Raw genomic sequence first — 19,938 nt, 5'->3', positions numbered from 1 at the left:
CCAGATCGAGGGCGCGATGCAGCAGTACGGTGTTCTCCGCGGGCTGGGCGCTTGGCGTCTCGGGCTCTGGGTGATGATGACGGTCGGGGCCTGCACTGTTGCGAATGCGGCCTCGACCGACCTGTACCAGGCGCAGACGGTCGTGACCGGTCAGGGCGAGGACAATCGCCGGGCAGCCTTTGCAGCATGTCTGGAGGACGTGCTGATCAAGGTATCCGGTGCATTTCAGCTTAGGAACGACGCAAGGCTCGCGCCACTCGAGGCGCGGGCGGCGGAGTTCGTCACCGGCTTCGATTATCACGATCAGATGTCGGGCAAGCCGAAGCACGACGAGCAGGGCACGCGCGACCGGCCGTATGACCTGACCGTGTCATTCGATCGCGCGCGGATCGATCAGTTGCTGGCGAGCTTGAACGTCAAGCCGTGGCCGGGGCCGCGCCCGTCGATTGCCGTGATCGTGGCGATGACGGCAGGCGGCCGCACGTTCCTCGTTGCATCCGACGACCGGACGTCCGATCTGCAGCGCGACGCATTGCGCGAGGCTGCCGTCAAGCGTGGGCTCGAGATCGCTCTACCAAGCGCCGCCGAGATCTCGAACGCCGCTATTGAGAAGACCAAGCTGAACGATGTCCAGCCCGTGGCCGTCGCGTCATGGTTTCCCGGAGCTGAGGTCATGCTCTTCGGCGATCTCACCTGGGACGACGCCGAACTGGGGTGGGTCACGCGATGGCGCCTCGATCGCGCGGGCAAGCAATATCGGTGGCAATTCCGTGGCGTGACGTTCGACGAAGCATTTCGCCGCGCTCTCGGTGGAGCAGCGCAGCTCCTCTCCGACAACGGAGCGCCGTGAGGTTGCCGCGATAGTCTGCAACCATCCCTGTCGAGTGCATGCCGGAGCCGCGCATGCGGGGCGCGAGAGTCTCGCGCCCGAGCTCGTTCCGGCAAACAGACAGGAGGGTGTCCGTGGTGAAACTCAGAACGTGTCTCGTTGCTGCGCTGTTGATTGCCACGCCCGCCTCGCTGGCGGTGGCTGCGCCGGGCCTGGTGCGCACCGCGGCCGCCATGCGCGCAGGACCTGGCCCGGGTTTTCCCATCGTCGAGCGTATTCCGGCCGGGGCCCGGATCACCATCCATGGCTGTATTCAAGGCGGCGCGTGGTGCGATGTCAGCTTCGGAGGCGAACGCGGCTGGGTCGCGGCGCGGACGCTCGCCTATCTGTACCGTGAGCAGTACGTCTACCTGCCCGAATATGTCGAGTACGTGCCGACTGTCGGCTTCACGCTGACCACCTATTGGAGCAGCTTCTATTTCGGACGGCCCTGGTATCATCGGCACGCGTTCTGGAACCGCTACTGGCATCGCCATCCGCCGGTCATGGCGCAAAACCCGCCTCCGCCTGGCATGACCCCGGGGATGCCGGGTCGTGGTCCCGGCGGAACGATCCAGCCTGGCGCCGGAGCGGGCGCGGTCGCCGGCACAGGCCAACAATCCGGACCGCCTCTGGGCATGCAAGGTCGTGTGCCACCTGCGACTGCCGCCGGCCCCGCCGCACCTCCAGCCGTGGCTGGTGCTCCCGCTCGAGCTGGAACACCACCCATGGTGCAGCCTCTGATGAGCCGGAGCGGCGGTGCGCCGCAGAGCGCCCGCGCGCAGATGGGCGGCATGCGCATGATCGGGACTTCGCCGCAAATCGGTTTGGCGCATATCGGGGGCGGCCCCGCCATGGGTGCTGCGCGTGCCGGCGTCAGCGGCCCTCGCGGCGGCGGCGGGCGTTCCGGTCCGGGCGGTGGTTTCCGCCGGCACTGAGTCTTCAGCGCTGGCGTGGTGTCCGGATTGTGAAGGTGGCGTGCCGGCCGGCGCTGGCGACGGCCGGCGCTGAAATTTCCCGGCATCGGCCGCCTCGGCATGCCACCGGCCTGAGGCCCGCGATCTGCCTGTCGGGCACTACTGGCTGGCATGCTGCTTGCTGCGAGCCTCTTCAGCGCGCCTGCGATGTCGCGGATGCGCCAAACGCCGGGCGAGGCGAAAAGAGGCGGATGATGAGCACGCTGTTTGCGATCTGCGCGACCTATGAGGTGGACGATGGCGCGGCGCGGGGCTTCGTTCTCCAGCGCCGCGAGCCCGATGGCAGCGCCAAGCCCTGGCCGATCCTGGTCACGCGCAAGGGCAACAATTTCTACGGCTTCGAGAATGCCTGCCCACATCAGGGCGCTCGCCTCGACAAGCATCCTGGCGAGTTCATGGACGAGGAAGGCAATTTCCTCGTCTGTGGCGAGCATGGCGCGCAGTTCGACCTCGATACCGGACAATGCTTCATCGGGCCCTGCCAGGGCCGGACGCTGTCTCCGGTCGAGCTCGTGATCGATGACGGTGACATCTGCCTCTCCGGGATCGATCTGGATGAGGAGGACGGCCTCGACATCGACGATCCCGAGGATGACGTGCCCGAGGTGCAGATCACATCGGACTGAGGCTGAGGGCCGGCCGCCGCTGCCGGGTTAGCGCTTCTTCCGTTCGGCGCGGCTGTAGTTGCTGAAATGCCCCTCGCGCGCTGCCTGGCTGCGCGCGGCCTTGATCAGGCCTGGGCTGCGCGCTGGCGGCGCCGGCAGCGAGGGCAGGCGGGTCAGCTTGCGACTGCCACAGGTCGGACAGACCGGCCTTTCAGAAATCCCGATCAGCAACTCGAAATCCTCTGCGCAAGCTGCGCAATGGAAGCTGTAGAACGGCATGACGTCATCCCCCATTGTCGCGAGGGGCATTGCACGAAGCGGGCCAGCGTCATTGCGGGTCGAATCGCCGATTCCGGGCTCGTTGGCACGCGAACGGCAGCATTCTCTTTGCTGCGCGTGTCCCGAATGCGACGCGGCTGGGGTCGAACATTCGACAGCAGCGCAGAGGTCCTGCGCCCGGCCGGCCGGTCCCGGATAGCCGGGCGCCAGCCGGACGGGCAAAGCGGATCAGGCGTTGGTCTTCGGCACGTACTTACCGGCGACACACTTGTAACTCTGCAGACGCCACTCGTGATAGGGACCCTTGGACATCCAGTCTGCGATTCCGATCTGCGCGCTGACGGCGCAGGATGTCATCGTGATGCCGGACATCTCGCTGTTGGTGACGACCTTCTCCATGCAGAGCTGGCCGTTGCATAGCATTGCGACGAGAGTGACGAGCACGTTGATTCTGCCTCCATAGAGTGGGACCCGGTCAGGATCGAGAAAGCAGGGTTCATGCCAAGTTATGAATCTGGGCCGTGCTCCTACGGAACGGATTGCTACGGGTGTCACTTCACGGCTACAGAAGCGTGATGGATTCACTGCTTGGATCACGCAGCATTCGGCAACGGACCCGCGCGGGCGGGCCGATGAATTCCGGATTTGCTTGTGTGCGGAGCCTTCGGCCTGATGGTCGAGGCTGGCCCGGGTCTGCCGTGCCAAACAACAGGCACCGCCTGCGCAGTCCTGCGGCGCTCGTGGCCATTGGACGGCCGGTCCCTTGATGAACGCCGGGGCCGAACACGTAGACTTGCGCGACCAACATCCGATGCCCAGGACACGAGAATCGGTCGGAAGCCCGTCTTATTTGGCGGGCTGATATCAACGCCTTGATGCAGATGCCGGGGCCCTTCGGTCGTCCGTGGCGTCAGGCCTCGTTCAATCCGGCACCTCGATCGGTCAGGATCTTCTGCCCCTTCGCCGTCAGCTCGTAGATGTCGCCGTCCTTGGCGACATAGCCTTCGCGGATCAGTCCATCGAGCTCGTCGTGCCGGTCGGGCGAGAAGGCGATCGCCTGGCCGATATCCGAAAGCGTCGCGATCTGGTCGTCCGTCAGCATGGCCATCCTCCCGTTGTTGATCCGAACGCCATAGCGTCGCGAATGTTCCGGGAGCACTCGGAACTACGCCTTGCGCACGAACTCCGACTTCAGGTTCATCTGGCCGATGCCATCGATCTTGCAGGCGATGTTGTGGCCGTCGCTCGCTTCTTGCAGGCGGATGTTGCGCACCTTGGTGCCGCCCTTCACCACCGAGGACGATCCCTTCACTTTCAGGTCCTTGATGACGATGACGCTGTCACCGTCGGCCAGAACGTTGCCGTTGGCGTCGCGGATGCTGGCATCGTCGCTGGACGCTGCCGCGACCGCGGCGTCGCCGCTCCATTCATGGCCGCATTCCGGACAGACCCATAGCGCGCCGTCCTGATAGGCGTGCTCGGAGCGGCATTGCGGGCAGGTCATTGCGTCGGTCATCTCATCCTCGGGCGCGGGCAGGAGTGTAGCGCAGCGTTAGAGGCTCGGACGGAACCGGGCAAGAAAAATCCCGAGGTAGGGCAGCGCGCGGCACAGATCGGCAGCGCGCCGCCATCGTCGGTCGGCAGCGTGTCACGCCGCCTTGCGCTCGGGGGTTTTGCTGGCCGGCGCGGTCTCGGCCGCTTCCATCGCCCGGAGGTAGGTATCGAGCAGCGTCTCGTGCTCGTCCCGCTCGTCCTGGTCCTGCTTCCTGAGCTTGATGATCTCCTTCAGGATCTTGACGTCGAAGCCTTCGCCCTTGGCCTCGGCGAACACTTCCTTCTTCTGCTCGTTCAGCTCCGCCAATTCGCCATCGAGGTGCTCGATCCGCTCGATGAAGGACCGGATGCGCGCGCCGGGAATGCCGATCTCTGACATGGTGACTCCTGTACTAATGGGAGGGAGAAAATGCGCGGCAGTTCGTTGCCAATGTCTTAACGCGCGCGCCTTGCACACACCCGCAAATCCGACGTGCTTAACGCGGAACCGGGCGGGCTGCCGATGTTGCCGAGCGGGCGCCATGCGCTAACTTCGCTCCGCTGCCGAGAGCTTCTGAAACTGCTTCTTCATCGCATTGACGCGGCCGAGATAGCCGGCGACCGAATGGTCGCCGCAGCGCTCGTCATCCGCCGGCTTGAAGCCGCGGCGCACGAATCCGGCCGCCGGCCCGGCGCCGCACAGATGAATGACGGCCGCGAGATCCTGCCGCTGCTGCGCGGTCGGCTTGCCGGAGGGCTGCCGTGCGAGCGCGGCGGCGACTTGGCGGTCGAGCGAGATCACCGTGAGCGCCACCGCGTGCGCCGGCCAGGCGCGAACGTACAGGCTCGGCGAGCCGCAGCCGTCGCTGACCACCTCGTGATCCCGAATGCAGAACCGTGCGGCGTCGGCAAAGGCGCCGTCGGTCATCTGGAACAGGCCGACGGCGCTGGAAGCCGGCTGATAGAGCGCAAACGGATTCCACGCGAACCGCCAGCGCCAGTAGGTGCGCGCCACCGGATTGCCCGAGCTCTCGGTCTGCGCCAAGGCGGCGAGCAGCTGCGGCGTGATCGATCGCGTCGCGCTCTCACGGAACAGCGCGCCATATTGACGCCAGGTCTTCTCCGGCTCCTTGTCGAGCGAATGACCCGTCACCACGAACAGCTCGGTCGGCTTGCGCACGACATGATAGGCCAGATTGACCAGCGCGAAGGTCACGAGCAGCACCAAGGCGCCGCAGGTGATCTTGATCCACCGCGGCGCCGCGCCCACCGTCCGGCTCAGCCACTGCGCACCACGCCCTGCGATTCGCTTCGCATCGCGCCGCAGCGCGCGCCAACGGCTGCCGCGTTGCGGCTTGCGCATTTTTTGTTGTCGTGGAGCAGGGGAATTCGGCAACTGATTACCTCGGCCGCCGGTGTGCCGGTCCATGGTTAAGGAAGAATTTGTGCAAGAGCGTCATCCTGCCACTTTCCGGTGTGGGGCGGTGCGTGATGAAGAAGTCGGTGAGTACTCTGCTGATGGTGCTGCTGTCGGTGCTGGCGGCGGGCATCCTGGTGTCCACGGCGATCCTGATGAGCGGTGCCGCGGGCCGCTATCGCGAGAGCGTCGCGACCGAGCAACTGACCGCGGCCGACAAGGCGATCTTCCAGAACGTCCTCGTCATGCGTGCCCACCGCGGCGACATCCAGAGCGTGCTGCTGAGCGAGGACGATCCGCGCGCCAAGCTCACCGAATATCAGGGCATCGAGGCCAAGGGCTATGACGGCATCGTCACAGCGCTCGCCGGCGTCGACATGCCTGAGCGCGACGACCTCATGGCGAGGCTGAAGTCGAGCTGGGACGCCACGGTTCCGCAGTTCAAGCTGCTGTTCGACGAGGCCGCGAAGCCGCGCGCCGAACGCGTGCTGGCGCGTACGCAGGCCTGGTATGAGGCAATGACCAAGACGCTGGACGTCGCCAACGCCGCCTCGCTCGCCGTCTCCAACCGCGCCTGGATGACCGATCCGGCGATCGCCAAGATGGTGCAGGCGCGGCGGCTGGCCTGGCAGGTCCGCGACCGCTACGGCCTGCAATGCTCGGCGCTGCGTCCCAACATCAATGCCTCCAAGCCGCTCGACGACACCCAGAAGGGCGCGATCGCGCAATGGCGCGGCACCGTCGCGGCCGGCTGGTCCGGGCTCGACGACCTTCTGGCGGGGGGCGGCAGCACCGCGCTCGCCGGCGCCGTGAAGACCTCGCGCGCCGAGGTCGAGGCCGCGCATCAGCGCATGGACCAGCTCGCCAAGGGGTTTGACGGCAGCGGCAAGCCGGCGATGCCGGCGCCGGAATGGAACGCGTTCTGCCAGGGCCCGTTCGCCGGCATCATCGCGATCGGCATGACCGCGCTCGACGGCTCGATCGCCCGTGCCGAGGAGATCAAGACCGCGGCGCTGAGCAGCCTGATCGCACAGTCGCTCGCCTTCATCGCCGCGCTCGTGGTGGCCGGCCTGGCGCTGCGCGCGGTGCGCGTCCGCCTGATGCGCCCGGTCGGCGTCCTGATGCAGGCGATCCAGCGCATCGGCCAGCGCGACTACCAGACGCCGGTGCCGCAGTTCGCTCATGCCGACGAGTTCGGCGCCATGGCTGCCGCCCTCGAGGGCCTGCGCGAGAGCGCCGCCACCGCCGAGCAGCTGTCGCGCGAGCGCGAGCTCGACCAGGGCCGCCGGCTGGAGCGCTCGCAGGCGATCGACAGCGCCTGCAAGAGCTTCGACGACACCGTGCAGGCGGTCATCGTCAGCATGGGCAACTCGACCGGCCAGCTCGATTCCAGCGCCGGCGACGTCCGCAAGCTGGTCGATGAGTCCACCGAGCAGACGGCCGCGGTCGCCAGCGCTGCGGAGACCGCGACCACCAATCTCGAGACCATCGCCGCCGCCACCGAGGAGCTGACCGCCTCGGTCTCCGAGATCGCCGCGCAGGTGCAGGCCTCCGCGGCCGATGCGCGCCAGGCGGTGGAGAAGGCGGCGCAGACCAACGCCACGGTCGAGATGCTCGACCGCGCCGCCAACCGCATCGGCGAGGTGGTCAAGATGATCACCGCGATCGCCGCGCAGACCAACCTGCTGGCGCTCAACGCGACCATCGAGGCCGCGCGCGCCGGCGATGCCGGCCGCGGCTTCGCTGTCGTCGCCGGCGAGGTTAAGAATCTCGCGGCGCAGACGGCGACCGCGACCGACGACATCACCCGGCAGATCGCCGAGATCCAGGCCGCCACCGGCGAGTCGGTCGAGGCGATCCACGCCATCAGCCACAACATCTCCAGCATCGACGAGAAGATGACGGCGATCGCCGCGGCGGTCGAAGAGCAGCGCGCCGCGACCACCGAGATCTCGCGCAACTTCCAGCACGCCGCCCAGGGCACGCGCGCCGTGACTGACACGATCGGCTCGGTCGCAGCCCTCAACCGCCAGACCGGCAATGCGGGCGCTGCGATGGTCGACTCCGTCCGCCGCATGTCGACCGATGCCGATCGTTTCCGGGTGGCGGTCGAGGGCTTCCTCGGGACCGTGCGCAAGGCTTGAAGCCGGTGCCTGCATCGTGGCGGCGACGCTGCCTTGCGTCGTCGTCAGGACATGCGCTGAAACGTTGTCAAACAGCCCCGTGAGCGGATGAGTTCGGCGCACGATATGCGCTGACGATCCCGCGACGCAGATTGCGCCCGAGTCTTGCTCTTGGTTTGCCCTCCGAAGCAGAGAGGGCGCGGGGAATGCCGGGCGCTGGCCGCACCCATGGCCCGCCTGCGAAAGAAATGCAGGCGGCAGGAACCACAGGTTCAGCCGAGGCATCCCGGCATTCCCCGCGCGATGGTTTTCACGCTTATGTCGCGATCTCCTCGGTGTCCGGCTTTTTAGCCACCGTCGCCCTCGGGATCATCAGCCCCTCGGACTTGGCGCCAGCATCGGGGCGCCAGGACCACGCGTCTTCACGTCCGCAAGCGTGCCGTTCGTCGGCGGGCATCAAGCCCGCTGCGGCACACTCACAGCCACCGCATCTCCGGCCCACGTCTCGTGACGATCGCGATGCGCCCCTCTCGGCGGGCCGGGATGGGCGTAGACAACCATGATTTTTGAAAAAGCGAAAGTGATTTATTTTTCACCGAAGGACTGGACAGGCCAAATCAGCTTGAGACCAAACACGAATTGGCTGGTGACGCGCACGGGCCTCTCCCGGCGTCATTGCGCTCGCGATGACGGCAGATGAGGCGGTCGGGTGGGCAAAGGCGCCCGGCTGGACATTGTCTGACGGCATGTTTCGCGCGCCGCGCCCACCGTCCGCATCCGCCGGTACCGATGGTGGGCACGCGCCGCCTCGCGGCGTCGCTTTGCCCACCCTACGACAGCGTCCGCGTGGAGGTACGTTCCGGAACACTTCCCCGAGCCACAGGTTGAAAATGCTTCCACATCGGACACGGAGCCCTTCATCATGCAGGACATCAAGGAACACATGGAGATCATCGGCGCCGACGGCGTGCATGTCGGCACCGTCGACCACGTCGAAGGCAATCGCATCAAGCTGACGAAGAAGGACAGCGGCGAGGGCAGCCACAAGGGGCATCATCACTTCATCGACAAGGGCCTCGTCGCCGACGTCGAAGGCGACAAGGTGCGGCTGTCGGCCATCGGCGCCGTCGCGGTGACGATGGAGGAGGAGAAGTAGGACTGGGCCATTCCTGTCTGCGTCATCGCGAGCGCAGCTAAGCAATCCTGGGCTCAGCAAGGACTCTGGATGGCTTCGCTGCGCTCGCAATGACGATGAGTGACAACCGTAGGGTGGGAAAAGCGGCGCCGTCGGGCGGCGCGTGCCCACCATCAAGGCGGGCGGGTGCGGCCGGTGGGCACGGCGCGGAATACATCATGTCCCATATCAACGTGAGGGGCGCGCCTTTGCCCACCCTGCGTTTCTACGCCTACTCCGCGTAGCCGACGATCGTCTTCAACAATTTCGGGAACCTTGCGTTGAGGTCGGCCTCGCGCACGACGTTGCGGTGCTCGACGCCCTTTTTCGTGGTCTGGATCAGGCCGGCCTCGCGCAGGATCCGGAAATGGTTCGAGAGCGTCGATTTGGCCATGTCGGGGCAGGGCGCCGCCGCCGAGCAGGACATGCAGTCGTTCTGCTGCATCAGGCTCTTGACGATGCGCAGCCGCATCGGGTCGGCGAGCGCCGAGAGCACGCCGGCCAACGTGATGTCCTCCCGCGACGGATGAAACAATGGCGCCATGAAAAAACATATAGCGACGGCCTTGCGCCCGTTCAATAGTTCACTAGTTCTGAACTATTGAACAGAGCGCCGCGGCGCAAGGAGAGCAGGATGAGCAGGAGATTCGAAGGCAAGGTGGCGCTGGTGACCGGCGCATCCAAGGGGATCGGCGCGGAGATCGCCGCCAGACTTGCCGCGGAAGGCGCCGCGGTCGCCGTCAACTACAGCTCCAGCCGCGAGGGCGCCGACCGCGTCGTGGCCGCGATCACCGGCAAGGGCGGCAAGGCGGTGGCCGTGCACGGCAATCTCGCCAATCCCGGTGACGTCAAGACCGTCGTCGCCGAGACCGTCAAGGCGCTGGGCCCGATCGACATCCTCGTCAACAATGCCGGCGTCTACGCGTTCGCGCCGCTCGACGGCATCACGCCGGAGCACTTCCACAGCCAGTTCGACGTCAACGTGCTCGGCCTGCTCCTGGTGTCGCAGGAGGCTGCGCGGCATTTCAATCCGGCCGGCGGCAGCATCGTCAACATCTCCTCCGGCGTGTCGACCCTGACGCCGCCGAACACCGCCGTCTACACCGCGACCAAGGCCGCCGTCGATGCCATCTCGTCGGTGCTGTCGAAGGAGCTCGCGCCGCGCAAGATCCGCGTCAACACCATCAATCCCGGCATGATCGTGACCGAGGGCGTCGTCGCTGCCGGCCTGCACGAGGGCGACATGCGCAACTGGATCGAAACGACCACGCCGCTCGCCCGTGTCGGCAAGGCCGAGGAGATCGCCGCCGCGGTCGCGTTCTTTGCGTCGGATGATGCGTCCTACGTGACCGGCGAGACGCTGCACGTCACCGGCGGTTTGCGCTGAGCGTCACGTCGCTCCGCTCGTAACAACGGCCGGCGAACCGTAGGGTGGGCAAAGCGCCGCCGCAAGGCGGCGCGTGCCCACCATCGGTGCCGGAGGGTGTGGGCGGTGGGCACGGCGCGTGAGATATTGGGCCTAACAACGTCGTGCGGTGCGCGCGCCTTTGCCCACCCTACGCGCCGGAAACCGGCTCTGGCGAATGGGCCGTCATTGCCTCCGCCAGTGCGGTCGAAGACGAATGGCGACAACAACTATAGATTGATTATCTATTTGATATCGGATCAAATTGGGCTCGCCGAATCCGTGATGCGCGCATCGCGGACAAGATCAGCGTTTCAACCTCCGGCCGGCCGGACGATGGCGTTTTGCCATCTATTCACCTCCCCGCCTGCTGCATTTCGAATGACCAAGGAGTTTCCATGCGCATTGGCATTGCACTTTCGACCCTCTCCGTCGTCGTGGGATCGGCGGTTCTCGGCTGGGGGCTGACCACGCCGCGCACCGCGCACGCGTTCCTGGAGGACATCTGCGTCCCGCGCGTAAAGGGCGGTCTGAGGAATTGTCTCGCGCCGGCCAGCGCGTGCCGCAATCCGGCGGAAGCGCTCAACCGCGGCTGCCTGCTGGAGGCGGTGCAGTTCGCCGTCATCCCGCCCGGCCGCAGCATGGTCCATGCCGACTCGACCTATTTCATCGCCCAGGCGCTCGGCTATCGCGCCGACGTCGCCTATTGGATCGCCGCCTACAACGAGAATTCCGACTACGCGCAATATGCGCCGATCGACCAGTGCGGCGGGCAGGCGACATCGACCAATTCGGGCGCCAGCTACATCACCGCCAAGTTCAACGGCTTCCAGCGCACCAACAACACGACCGACGGGCCGCTCTATCATTATCTCCTGAACTTCTCACCGAACGGGCAGGGCACCGACGTGCACGGCGCCAGCGGCGTGCAGGCGGTGTATCCGTTCCACTATCCGCCGCCCGGCTATCCCGTGACCATCGACAGCGTCTATCAGGGCACGCTGTACGATCTCCGGCAATGGGCGATGAAGCCCGACGACGGCCCGGGCCTGCTGTGCACCGCCGGATACACGGTGCCGAACGGCTCCTCGAACTTCAGCGGCCCGCAATGCCTGGCGAACGTGCCGATCAGCGGCAACGTGCCGCTGCTGGAGAACTACGCCATCGGGCCGGCCATCAACATCACCTCGGGACCGAAGGTGCTCGACAACAGCAACGGCGTCGTCGACTACACCCAGCTCAAGTCCTGGCTGGACGACAAGAGCCGGACCACCGGCGTGCTGTTCGACGACCCCAGGAAGCCGCCGGTGCCGGTGCAGATCGCCCGGATCGGGCTCTATCTGCACTCCTTGCAGGATGCCTCCTCGCACGGCACCTTCTGCGGCGACGACGCGCCGTCGCCGCCGGGCGGCTCGGACGTCGGCAGCTACATGGCCATGAGCTCCGCCGGCGTGAAGCTCGCGTTCGGCACCTATTGCGCCACCGGCCCGCATCTGGCGAGCCACGTCCAGGAGACCGGCACGGGTGACGCCAGCCTGCCGCTGCGCGACTATGTGGCGCTGAACAACACGCTCGACGAGCTGATCCTGTTCGGCAACAACGTTGCCAAGCCGCGCGGCTGGATCGTCAACCCCAGCCTGCTGCCGCCGAACGTCGTCGGGGCCAAGAGCGCTGCCGGCGACAGCGCCGCCGATTTGAAGTCGCGCCTCGTCGGCCGCATCGTGCAGGGCCAGCAATGGTCCCGCGCCGAGGTCTACGCGTCCGGCGTCGTGACACTGCCGCTGCAGCGCACCGACGCCCAGGACCGACTCAACACCATGAACGCCGCGCTGGGCTCCTATTCGAAGCGGCTGACGAATGCCAACCCCAAGCTGACCCCGCTGCGGCCGATGCCGGGTAATTCCGTCGTGCCGGGCGATACGTCGGTGTGCTTCCGCTAAGTAGCCCGGATGAGCGAAGCGATATCCGGGGTCTGATGCGCCGCCAGTGATGAACCCGGATGTCGCTTCGCTCATCCGGGCTACGCGCTGATCATCGCGGTGCGTGGAAGAAAACGCGCGGCGCGCATGAATGCGCCCTCTCCCCTTGTGGGAGAGGGCGTGTCAGGAAGGTCGGCAAGCTCGGTCGGGTGAGCGGTATGCCTCCACGCGCGTCGTTTGCGGAGAGATACCCCTCACCCAACCGAGTCCGTGGACGGGACGGAGATGCCCTCTCCGACAAGGGGAGAGGGCGCTGTATCGCTCAGCGCGACGAGTCGATGGGATGCGCAAAGCGCCGCCGTCGGCGTGCCAACAATGTCACCCGTCCGGGCCGCGGTGGGTACGACTCCGCAGCGTCGCCGGGCGGTGGAGCACGATCCGCTCATCCGCGCGCGTGGCGTGGTCAGCCGATCAGCACCATCCCTTCTTCCAGTGGCCCGGCGGACAATGATGGCCGCGCCAACCCACCTTTCGGCCGCGACTCCAGCCGAAGGCCCGGTGACCGCCTCCGCGGCCCCAGCCATGACCATGACCATGGCCATGACCGCCTCTCACCTCGATGAGATCAGATGCGCCGCGATCGACCTGAAGGGGAGCGCGGGGCAACGCGCTGGCGGGCACGATCAGTGCGGTTGAAATCGATGTTGCCAAGATGAAGATCGCTTTGCGCATGGGACTCCTCGGATGTCTGGAAGATGAACTGAGAGGCTTACGGCTTTTCTGTGTCTTCACGCGAAAGGGGGGCCAGGAAGCGGGATCGTATCCCGTTCGCGCGCCCATTACTTCCTATGCGTGCTGGAGCCGGTGGTCGTCATGCGCTGGCCGGGAGCGCTCTCCGAATGCCCCGGGCCGGCGGCGGTGTTGCTCTGGTGACCGGGCGCGTACTCTGAAGCGCCGGGCGCCGTCGACTTTTTGCTATGCTGCATCTGTTGACCGGGAGCATTCTTTGACGCGCCGTGCGAGCTAGCGCCGGTCTCTGCGGAGAACACCGGCGAAGCGGCGAACAGAGCCGCCGTCAAAACGATTGCCATCTTCATGAACGAACCTCCTTCGTTGTTGGGTTCGTAGCAAACTTCCGTTTGACGGCGATCGTTCCGGTCCTCCGTGAAATCCCGGGATCGTACAGGGGGCGCGGTATGATGTTCGGGCAGGGTTCAAGTGCCTCGGTCTCGCCAAACACGAACATGGAAGTCGGTGCAGGCCGAGCGCCTCCTGCGGCCGGAAGCGCAGCCAGGGCTCTTTGCGCCAGGTGATGCGGCGATGGTCGTTCATCCGGTCGCGGCAGACGGCCATGGTGTGGACCTCGGAGCCCGCGCCGAAGATCGCATAGTCGGTCCACAGCGTGGCACCCGCAAAACGCACGCCCGAAATCACGACCGCTTCGTTCTCCAAGAGATGCACCCCGAACCGCGCCGCCTCGGCCCGCGCCAGCTTGAGCTCCTCGGGGTAGATGCGGTGATAATATTCATGGTTACCCATCACCATGACGATCGGCACGTCCTCCGGCACGATCTCGCGCAGGCGCGCAAAGCCGTTCACCGCCCCCTCGCAGACATCTTGATGTCGGCCATGTCGGCGTGGAGATCGGAGAAGATGTGGAGGTGCATGGGGGGTAGGGAGGTGGAGCCCAGGACGCGGTGCGTAGGGCGCGTTAGCGAAGCGTAACGCGCCGATCTGGTCAAGCGGCGGATTACGCTCCGCTAATCCGCCCTACGCTTGCTGAGGGCCTCGCGGCGCGGCTGACGGAGGGCGAGACGGTCCTGATCCATTGCCGGGCCGGTATCGGCCGCTCGGCCGTCATCGCAGCGTGTGTAATGATTCGGCTGGGCATTCATGGAGCTGAGGCCTTCGACCGGATCGCCGCCGCACGCGGCGTGCGCGTGCCGGATACGGAAGATCAGCGGGAGTGGGTGAGGGCGTTCGAGCGCAAACAGATCGAGTAAAGTGCAGCGTCACCGTAACTCCGACGACTATTCGGCGTAATTCCTGAAGGGCTGCGTGGAGGGCATTCCCGACGAGCGCCGCGACGTTCAGCCTAAAAAGACTGCGTCACCGTAGCCCCTTCATCGGTTGGGTTTTCAGGGCGTGAGGACGGGTAGTCGAAGTCAAGCGTAATGCGGCCGTGATGCGCCGTGATCGTATTGCGTGTTAGTTGTCTTCTGGGTGGTCGCCGATGTATCCGCAGCCTTCTCCATTGCATCCGACTTTTGTTGCCAGAGGAAGTAGCGTTTGACGCCTGCAAGAAGGGCACAAGGCTTGCAAATAGTGGTTCCTCTCTTTCGATTTGTTCACCAAAGTCTGAAACGCTTTACTTCCTTCCATAATCCTTGCAGATGCAGCTTCTCGTTCGCGCTTTGCTTGAAGGCGCTCGAAACAGATTTCTGCAGCTGAGATGCTGACTAGAAACTCTAGAGCGATCTCCGTTGGATTGGCGAGTTCTGCCGCGCGCTGATCGTCGATCAGAAATGCTGAAGCGAAGATCTTTGCCTGGTGTTCGGCCGATTCCGAAGCGTTCATCTTGGAAATGGTGGTTGTGCCGGTGGCGCCGGTCGCGCGATGGTCAACCGTGCCTTCTTCGGCATGCATCACCCCATGACCAAGCTCATGCGACATGGTCATCCGCGTCCGCCGATCACCCCATATAATGGTAGAGTCGACTGACTGTTTTGCGGTTATTATTACAGAGCCTTTGATCAGTTCCGTTCTTGCATCCTTTGATCCCAGAACATGATCAGGGACGACCCGGTACACAAGCGGCCTCTCGCCACGGAGAGTCAATATTTTTCCAGAACGAAGAATGCGGCCAACATTTACTGGCCACGTTCTTCCGATGCCGTAATAGTGCTTCGTCCGTTCAGCTATTCGCCGACACTCGTCATTAGAGCGACGTGTGACCTTGCGATCGTCGTTCTCGTCGTCCATTAGAACTCCTTGCTGTCGTCGAATCCTTTGTGCTAGGTGGTTCTCGTACGGAATAGGCTGTGCGTCGGCGTCATGCAGGCGCGGTTAGTTAGGTAGTTGTACATCGACCGAAAGATCTTCGTCGAATACTTCCCAGCCGCGCATACGTCGTTTGGCCAGAGCGACCGCATCGTATCGTCATATGAGCGGACGTGAGTGACCGAAATGATAGTGCCTATGCTCGCTGGATTAGATAGTCATTCCCGGATACTGGGATGGGCTTAGCCTTTCGCCAAACCCATCCGATGGTGCTGCTTTATCGAGTCGCCCGCGAGATGTTTCACTTCTCTTTCCGAACCCCCTTGAACGGCTTGTCGTCAGCCTTCTGGTCAATGAAGCGACCAGTGTCAGAATCGCGTTTGGTCCAGTTTTCGGTCTTGGGATTGTAGACCTGCGAACGATCGCGAACGGCACCGTTGCGGTGGCCGTCACCCTTGGGAGGATTGGTAGCCATATTGGCTCTCCTGTCGAAAGACCAAGGCTCCGTCCGACAAATGATTTGTCGCCGCCAGTACCTTGGCTGGATCTCCGCGGGTTATGGGAAGGACGTAACGCTCGCCATTGCTTGCCATTGCATATTGCTAGTCGGATACGTTGATTCACTTTTCGTTCGTCTTAGCAGCTTGCGGCGAAGCTCAGGGCTCGCCGCAAACTCTTGTTGTCATTCATACGTTATCTGCTGCGCTGAGCAGCAGGCGGTGCCTTGTATTAAGAACACCCCGTCGTGCTTCCGCACGTATCGCACTTCATACAGGTGCCATTCCGCACCAGGGTGAAGTTGCCGCACTCCGAGCACATCTCGCCTTCGTAGCCCTTGGCCTTGGCTTCGGCGCGGCGTTCGGCCTTGGAGGCGACTTGCGTGTTCGCCGTACCGGCCTTGCTCCATTGCAGGGCCTCGAGCTTCTCGGTCGGCGAGAGGTCGTGCTGCGGCTCCTGCTTCAGGGCGACGGCGCCGTCGATGGCGTCGCCGGCGCGGGCATGGGAGAGGGCGGTGACAGTCACCCCACCCCGATCGGAAGCTGCGCTTCCGATCGACCCTCCCCCTGCAGGGGAGGGTGACGAGGAGCCGCCGCGCATCACGACGAGATTGTCGGTGCGGGAGCGGGTCAGGCCGCGCGACACGTACTTCGTGGCCTGCTGGCTCCCGTCCTCCGACGGCTTGCCTTCGTCGACGCCGCGGCCGAGCGCGTCAAAGTTGCTCTCGGAGGGGTCGACATGGGCGAGGTCGAAGCGCGACATGTAGCTGACGGCGAGCTCGCGGAACACGTAGTCGAGGATCGACGTCGCGTATTTGATGCTGTCGTTGCCCTGCACCGGGCCGGCCGGCTCGAAGCGGGTGAAGGTGAAGGCGTCGACATACTCCTCCAGCGGCACGCCGTATTGAAGACCCAGCGACACCGCGATGGCGAAGTTGTTGATGAAGGAGCGCAGCGCCGCGCCCTCCTTGTGCATGTCGATGAAGATCTCGCCGAGGCGGCCGTCATCATACTCGCCGGTGCGCAGGTACACCTTGTGGCCGCCGACGACCGCCTTCTGGGTGTAGCCCTTGCGGCGATCCGGCATCTTCTCGCGCTCGCGCATCACGACGATGCGCTCGACCAGCTTCTCGACGATCTTCTCCGAAACCTGCGTGGCGCGCGCGGCCATCGGCTTCTCGTAGAAGGACTCGACCGCATCGTCCTCGTCCTCGTCGTCGGCGATGAGCTGCGAGTTGAGCGGCTGCGACAGCTTCGAGCCGTCGCGGTAGAGCGCGTTGGCCTTCAGCGCAAGCTTCCACGACAGCAGATACGCCGCCTTGCAGTCCTCGACCGTGGCGTCGTTCGGCATGTTGATGGTCTTGGAGATCGCACCCGAGATGAACGGCTGCGCCGCCGCCATCATGCGGATGTGGCTCTCGACCGAGAGATAGCGCTTGCCGATCTTGCCGCAGGGGTTGGCGCAATCGAACACCGCGTAGTGCTCCGCCTTCAGATGCGGGGCGCCCTCGACCGTCATCGCGCCGCAGATGTGCACGTTGGCGGCCTCGATCTCGCGCTTGGTGAAGCCGATCGCGGTGAGCAGGTCGAAGGTGGGGGCGGCGATCGCATCAGTGGTGACGCCGAGCTGCTTGACGATGAAGTCCTCGCCGAGCGTCCACTTGTTGAACACGAACTTGATGTCGAACGCGGTCGGCAGCGCCTTCTCGACCTTGGCGATGGCTTCGTCGGTAAAGCCCTTGGCCCTCAGGGTGGTGGCGTTGACGCCGGGGGCGTTCGACAGCGAGCCGTGGCCGACCGCATAGGCCTCGATCTCGGCGATCTCGCTCTCGCGATAGCCGAGCACGCGCAACGCCGCCGGCACGGCGCGGTTGATGATCTTGAAGTAGCCGCCGCCGGCCAGCTTCTTGAACTTCACCAGCGCGAAATCAGGCTCGATGCCGGTGGTGTCGCAATCCATCACCAGGCCGATGGTGCCGGTGGGGGCGACCACGGTGACCTGGGCGTTGCGATAGCCGTTGGTCTCGCCGAGCGCGAGCGCGTCGTCCCAGGCCTGGATGGCGTGGCTGACCAGCGAGACCTGCGGGCAGTGGGCGTGATCGAGCGGCACGGGCGCGACCGAGAGCGCCTCATAGCCGGTCGCCTCGCCGCGCGCGGCGCGGCGATGGTTCTTGATGACGCGCAGCATGTGTGCGGCGTTCTTCTTGTAGCCGGGGAAGGGGCCGAGCTCGCCGGCCATCTCGGCCGAGGTCTTGTACGCAATGCCGGTCATGATCGCCGACAGCGCGCCGCACAGCGCGCGGCCTTCCTTGCTGTCGTAGGGCAGGCCCATGGTCATCAAGAGGCCGCCGATGTTGGCGTAGCCAAGGCCGAGCGTGCGGAACTCGTAGGACAGCTCGGCAATCGCCTTCGACGGGAACTGCGCCATCAGCACGGAGATCTCGAGCACGACCGTCCAGAGCCGGCAGAGATGCTCATAGGCGCCGACGTCGAAGTGCTTCGTTTCCGTGTTGTAGAAGGTCAGCAGGTTGGCCGAGGCCAGGTTGCACGCCGTGTCGTCCAGGAACATGTATTCCGAGCACGGATTGGACGCGCGGATGTCGCCGGACGCCTTGCAGGTGTGCCAATCGTTCATCGTGGTGTTGAAGTGCAGGCCGGGATCGGCGCTGGCCCAGGCGGCGTGGCCGATCTTCTCCCAGAGGTCCCTGGCCTTCAGCGTCTTGACGACCTTCTTGTTGGTGCGGCCGATCAGATTCCAGTCGCCGTCGGTCTCGACCGCGCGCAGGAAGTCGTCCTTCAGCGACACCGAGTTGTTGGAGTTCTGGCCGGAGACGGTCAGATACGCCTCAGAATCCCAGTCCGTGTCGTAGATCGGGAAGTCGATGTCCTTGTAGCCCTGCTTGGCGAACTGGATGACCCGCTTGATGTAGTTGTCGGGCACCAGCGCGCGGCGCGCGAGCTTGATCTCGCGGCGCAGGGCAGGGTTCTTCTCGGGATCGAAGCAGTCGTCGCCGGAGCCCTCGCAATTGACGCAGGCCTTCATCACGGCCTTGAGGTGCTTCTGGTTGATCTTGGAGCCGGTGACCAGCGCGGCGACCTTCTGCTCCTCCTTCACCTTCCAGTCGATATAGGCCTCGATGTCCGGATGGTCGGCGTCGACCACCACCATCTTGGCGGCGCGGCGGGTGGTGCCGCCCGACTTGATCGCGCCGGCGGCGCGGTCGCCGATCTTGAGGAAGCTCATCAGGCCGGACGAGCGGCCGCCGCCCGACAGCCTCTCGCCTTCGCCGCGCAGCCGCGAGAAGTTGGAGCCGGTGCCGGAGCCGTATTTGAACAGGCGCGCCTCGCGCACCCACAGGTCCATGATGCCGCCGTCATTGACGAGGTCGTCCTCGACGCCCTGGATGAAGCAGGCGTGCGGCTGCGGATGCTCGTAGGACGATTTCGACTTGGTCAGCTTGCCGGTCTTGTAGTCGACGTAATAGTGGCCCTGGCCGGGGCCGTCGATGCCGTAGGCCCAATGGAGGCCGGTGTTGAACCATTGCGGCGAGTTCGGCGCGACCATCTGCTTGGCGAGCATGAAGCGCAGCTCGTCATAGAACGCGACCGCGTCCTCCTCCGACGAGAAGTAGCTGCCTTTCCAGCCCCAATAGGTCCAGCAGCCGGCCAGGCGGTCGAACACCTGCTTGGCCGAGCGCTCGCTGCCGTAGCGCTCGTTCTCAGGGAGAGCGGCCAGCGCCTCGGTGTCCGGCACCGAGCGCCACAGCCAGGACGGCACGGTCTCTTCCTCGACCTTCTTCAGGCGTGCGGCGACGCCCGCCTTGCGGAAATACTTCTGCGCCAGCACGTCGGAGGCGACCTGCGACCAGAACTCGGGCACCTCGACATTCTCGAGCCGGAACACCACGGAGCCATCCGGATTCTTGATCTCGGACGTGGTCAGGCGGAAGTCGATCCCTGCATAGGGCGACTGTCCTTCGGTGGTGTTGCGCCGTTCAATCCGCATCGCGAGCCCCAATAGTTCTTGCCGGACCGCGCTTGGCGGCCGGGATCATTGCATCCAAGGGCGACGGCTGGAAGTCCCCGGACGCTGCCGGAAAATTCGTCTGCCGCCGCAGTTCAACCGGTTGCCCGGTCCGCA

The 19,938-nt window shown here is 64.9% G+C and carries 19 protein-coding genes; 8 read left to right on the top strand and 11 right to left on the bottom strand.

The annotated features are described in order from the left end of the window. Positions 1 to 16: 16 nt before the first annotated feature. From QX132_RS01150 to QX132_RS01140, 3 genes are all read left to right on the top strand, one after another. On the top strand, positions 17 to 850 hold the full coding sequence (locus QX132_RS01150) for a DUF2066 domain-containing protein (RefSeq protein ID WP_316159884.1): 834 nt from the start codon (positions 17 to 19) through the stop codon (positions 848 to 850). A 113-nt stretch (positions 851 to 963) separates the two neighbouring features. Next, on the top strand, positions 964 to 1,806 hold the full coding sequence (locus QX132_RS01145) for an SH3 domain-containing protein (RefSeq protein ID WP_316159883.1): 843 nt from the start codon (positions 964 to 966) through the stop codon (positions 1,804 to 1,806). Between the two features lie 230 nt (positions 1,807 to 2,036). Then, entirely contained in the window at positions 2,037 to 2,471 is a 435-nt protein-coding gene (locus QX132_RS01140) for a Rieske (2Fe-2S) protein (protein ID WP_315712272.1), read from the top strand. A gap of 27 nt (positions 2,472 to 2,498) precedes the next feature. Here the strand turns inward: QX132_RS01140 and QX132_RS01135 are convergent, their stop codons facing one another. The 6 genes from QX132_RS01135 to QX132_RS01110 all read right to left on the bottom strand — a co-directional run bounded on the left by QX132_RS01135 (position 2,499) and on the right by QX132_RS01110 (position 5,625). Further along, positions 2,499 to 2,729 (bottom strand): zinc ribbon domain-containing protein, encoded by a 231-nt coding sequence (locus QX132_RS01135; protein ID WP_315755665.1) that lies wholly within the window; start codon positions 2,727 to 2,729, stop codon positions 2,499 to 2,501. Between the two features lie 228 nt (positions 2,730 to 2,957). Next, entirely contained in the window at positions 2,958 to 3,173 is a 216-nt protein-coding gene (locus QX132_RS01130; protein ID WP_315741157.1) for a hypothetical protein, read from the bottom strand. Positions 3,174 to 3,639: 466 nt separating this feature from the next. Beyond that, the gene (locus QX132_RS01125; protein ID WP_315741158.1) at positions 3,640 to 3,831 is read right to left on the bottom strand and encodes a hypothetical protein; all 192 of its coding nucleotides are present in this window, start codon (positions 3,829 to 3,831) and stop codon (positions 3,640 to 3,642) included. A gap of 63 nt (positions 3,832 to 3,894) precedes the next feature. After that, entirely contained in the window at positions 3,895 to 4,245 is a 351-nt protein-coding gene (locus tag QX132_RS01120; protein ID WP_315741159.1) for a zinc ribbon domain-containing protein YjdM, read from the bottom strand. 132 nt (positions 4,246 to 4,377) lie between these two features. Continuing rightward, entirely contained in the window at positions 4,378 to 4,662 is a 285-nt protein-coding gene (locus QX132_RS01115) for a DUF2312 domain-containing protein (protein ID WP_315780548.1), read from the bottom strand. A 147-nt stretch (positions 4,663 to 4,809) separates the two neighbouring features. Continuing rightward, positions 4,810 to 5,625: a transglycosylase SLT domain-containing protein gene (locus QX132_RS01110; protein WP_410052058.1), complete on the bottom strand. Its 816-nt coding sequence runs from the start codon at positions 5,623 to 5,625 to the stop codon at positions 4,810 to 4,812. A 128-nt stretch (positions 5,626 to 5,753) separates the two neighbouring features. Between QX132_RS01110 and QX132_RS01105 the strand changes: the two genes are divergently transcribed. Together QX132_RS01105 and QX132_RS01100 are read left to right on the top strand one after the other, a co-directional pair. Next, on the top strand, positions 5,754 to 7,823 hold the full coding sequence (locus tag QX132_RS01105; protein WP_316159882.1) for a methyl-accepting chemotaxis protein: 2,070 nt from the start codon (positions 5,754 to 5,756) through the stop codon (positions 7,821 to 7,823). Between the two features lie 901 nt (positions 7,824 to 8,724). After that, positions 8,725 to 8,958: a DUF2171 domain-containing protein gene (locus QX132_RS01100; protein ID WP_315798501.1), complete on the top strand. Its 234-nt coding sequence runs from the start codon at positions 8,725 to 8,727 to the stop codon at positions 8,956 to 8,958. A gap of 250 nt (positions 8,959 to 9,208) precedes the next feature. Here the strand turns inward: QX132_RS01100 and QX132_RS01095 are convergent, their stop codons facing one another. After that, positions 9,209 to 9,520 (bottom strand): helix-turn-helix domain-containing protein, encoded by a 312-nt coding sequence (locus QX132_RS01095; protein ID WP_315737741.1) that lies wholly within the window; start codon positions 9,518 to 9,520, stop codon positions 9,209 to 9,211. Between the two features lie 90 nt (positions 9,521 to 9,610). Here QX132_RS01095 and QX132_RS01090 point away from each other — a divergent pair, with 90 nt between their 5' ends. Together QX132_RS01090 and QX132_RS01085 are read left to right on the top strand one after the other, a co-directional pair. Beyond that, on the top strand, positions 9,611 to 10,363 hold the full coding sequence (locus QX132_RS01090) for a glucose 1-dehydrogenase (RefSeq protein ID WP_315737742.1): 753 nt from the start codon (positions 9,611 to 9,613) through the stop codon (positions 10,361 to 10,363). Positions 10,364 to 10,779: 416 nt separating this feature from the next. After that, entirely contained in the window at positions 10,780 to 12,321 is a 1,542-nt protein-coding gene (locus QX132_RS01085; protein WP_316159881.1) for a hypothetical protein, read from the top strand. A 1,002-nt stretch (positions 12,322 to 13,323) separates the two neighbouring features. Here the strand turns inward: QX132_RS01085 and QX132_RS01080 are convergent. After that, complete coding sequence (locus QX132_RS01080) at positions 13,324 to 13,899, bottom strand: hypothetical protein (RefSeq protein ID WP_316159880.1); 576 nt, start codon at positions 13,897 to 13,899, stop codon at positions 13,324 to 13,326. A gap of 164 nt (positions 13,900 to 14,063) precedes the next feature. Here QX132_RS01080 and QX132_RS33010 point away from each other — a divergent pair, with 164 nt between their 5' ends. Continuing rightward, positions 14,064 to 14,303: a dual specificity protein phosphatase family protein gene (locus QX132_RS33010; RefSeq protein ID WP_409999090.1), complete on the top strand. Its 240-nt coding sequence runs from the start codon at positions 14,064 to 14,066 to the stop codon at positions 14,301 to 14,303. 205 nt (positions 14,304 to 14,508) lie between these two features. Here the strand turns inward: QX132_RS33010 and QX132_RS01070 are convergent, their stop codons facing one another. From QX132_RS01070 to QX132_RS01060, 3 genes are all read right to left on the bottom strand, one after another. Further along, positions 14,509 to 15,282, bottom strand: a complete 774-nt coding sequence (locus QX132_RS01070; protein WP_315780562.1) for an ImmA/IrrE family metallo-endopeptidase — start codon at positions 15,280 to 15,282, stop codon at positions 14,509 to 14,511. 319 nt (positions 15,283 to 15,601) lie between these two features. Then, the gene (locus QX132_RS01065; protein WP_315780564.1) at positions 15,602 to 15,775 is read right to left on the bottom strand and encodes a hypothetical protein; all 174 of its coding nucleotides are present in this window, start codon (positions 15,773 to 15,775) and stop codon (positions 15,602 to 15,604) included. 254 nt (positions 15,776 to 16,029) lie between these two features. After that, positions 16,030 to 19,803, bottom strand: coding sequence for a vitamin B12-dependent ribonucleotide reductase (locus QX132_RS01060; protein WP_316159879.1), 3,774 nt, complete (start codon positions 19,801 to 19,803; stop codon positions 16,030 to 16,032). Positions 19,804 to 19,938: the final 135 nt, after the last annotated feature.

The organism is Bradyrhizobium sp. SZCCHNRI20481, assembly GCF_032485055.1.
Lineage (GTDB): Bacteria > Pseudomonadota > Alphaproteobacteria > Rhizobiales > Xanthobacteraceae > Bradyrhizobium.
Note: the sequence above shows the minus strand (reverse complement) of the source record. Positions and strands in the feature narration are given on the sequence as shown.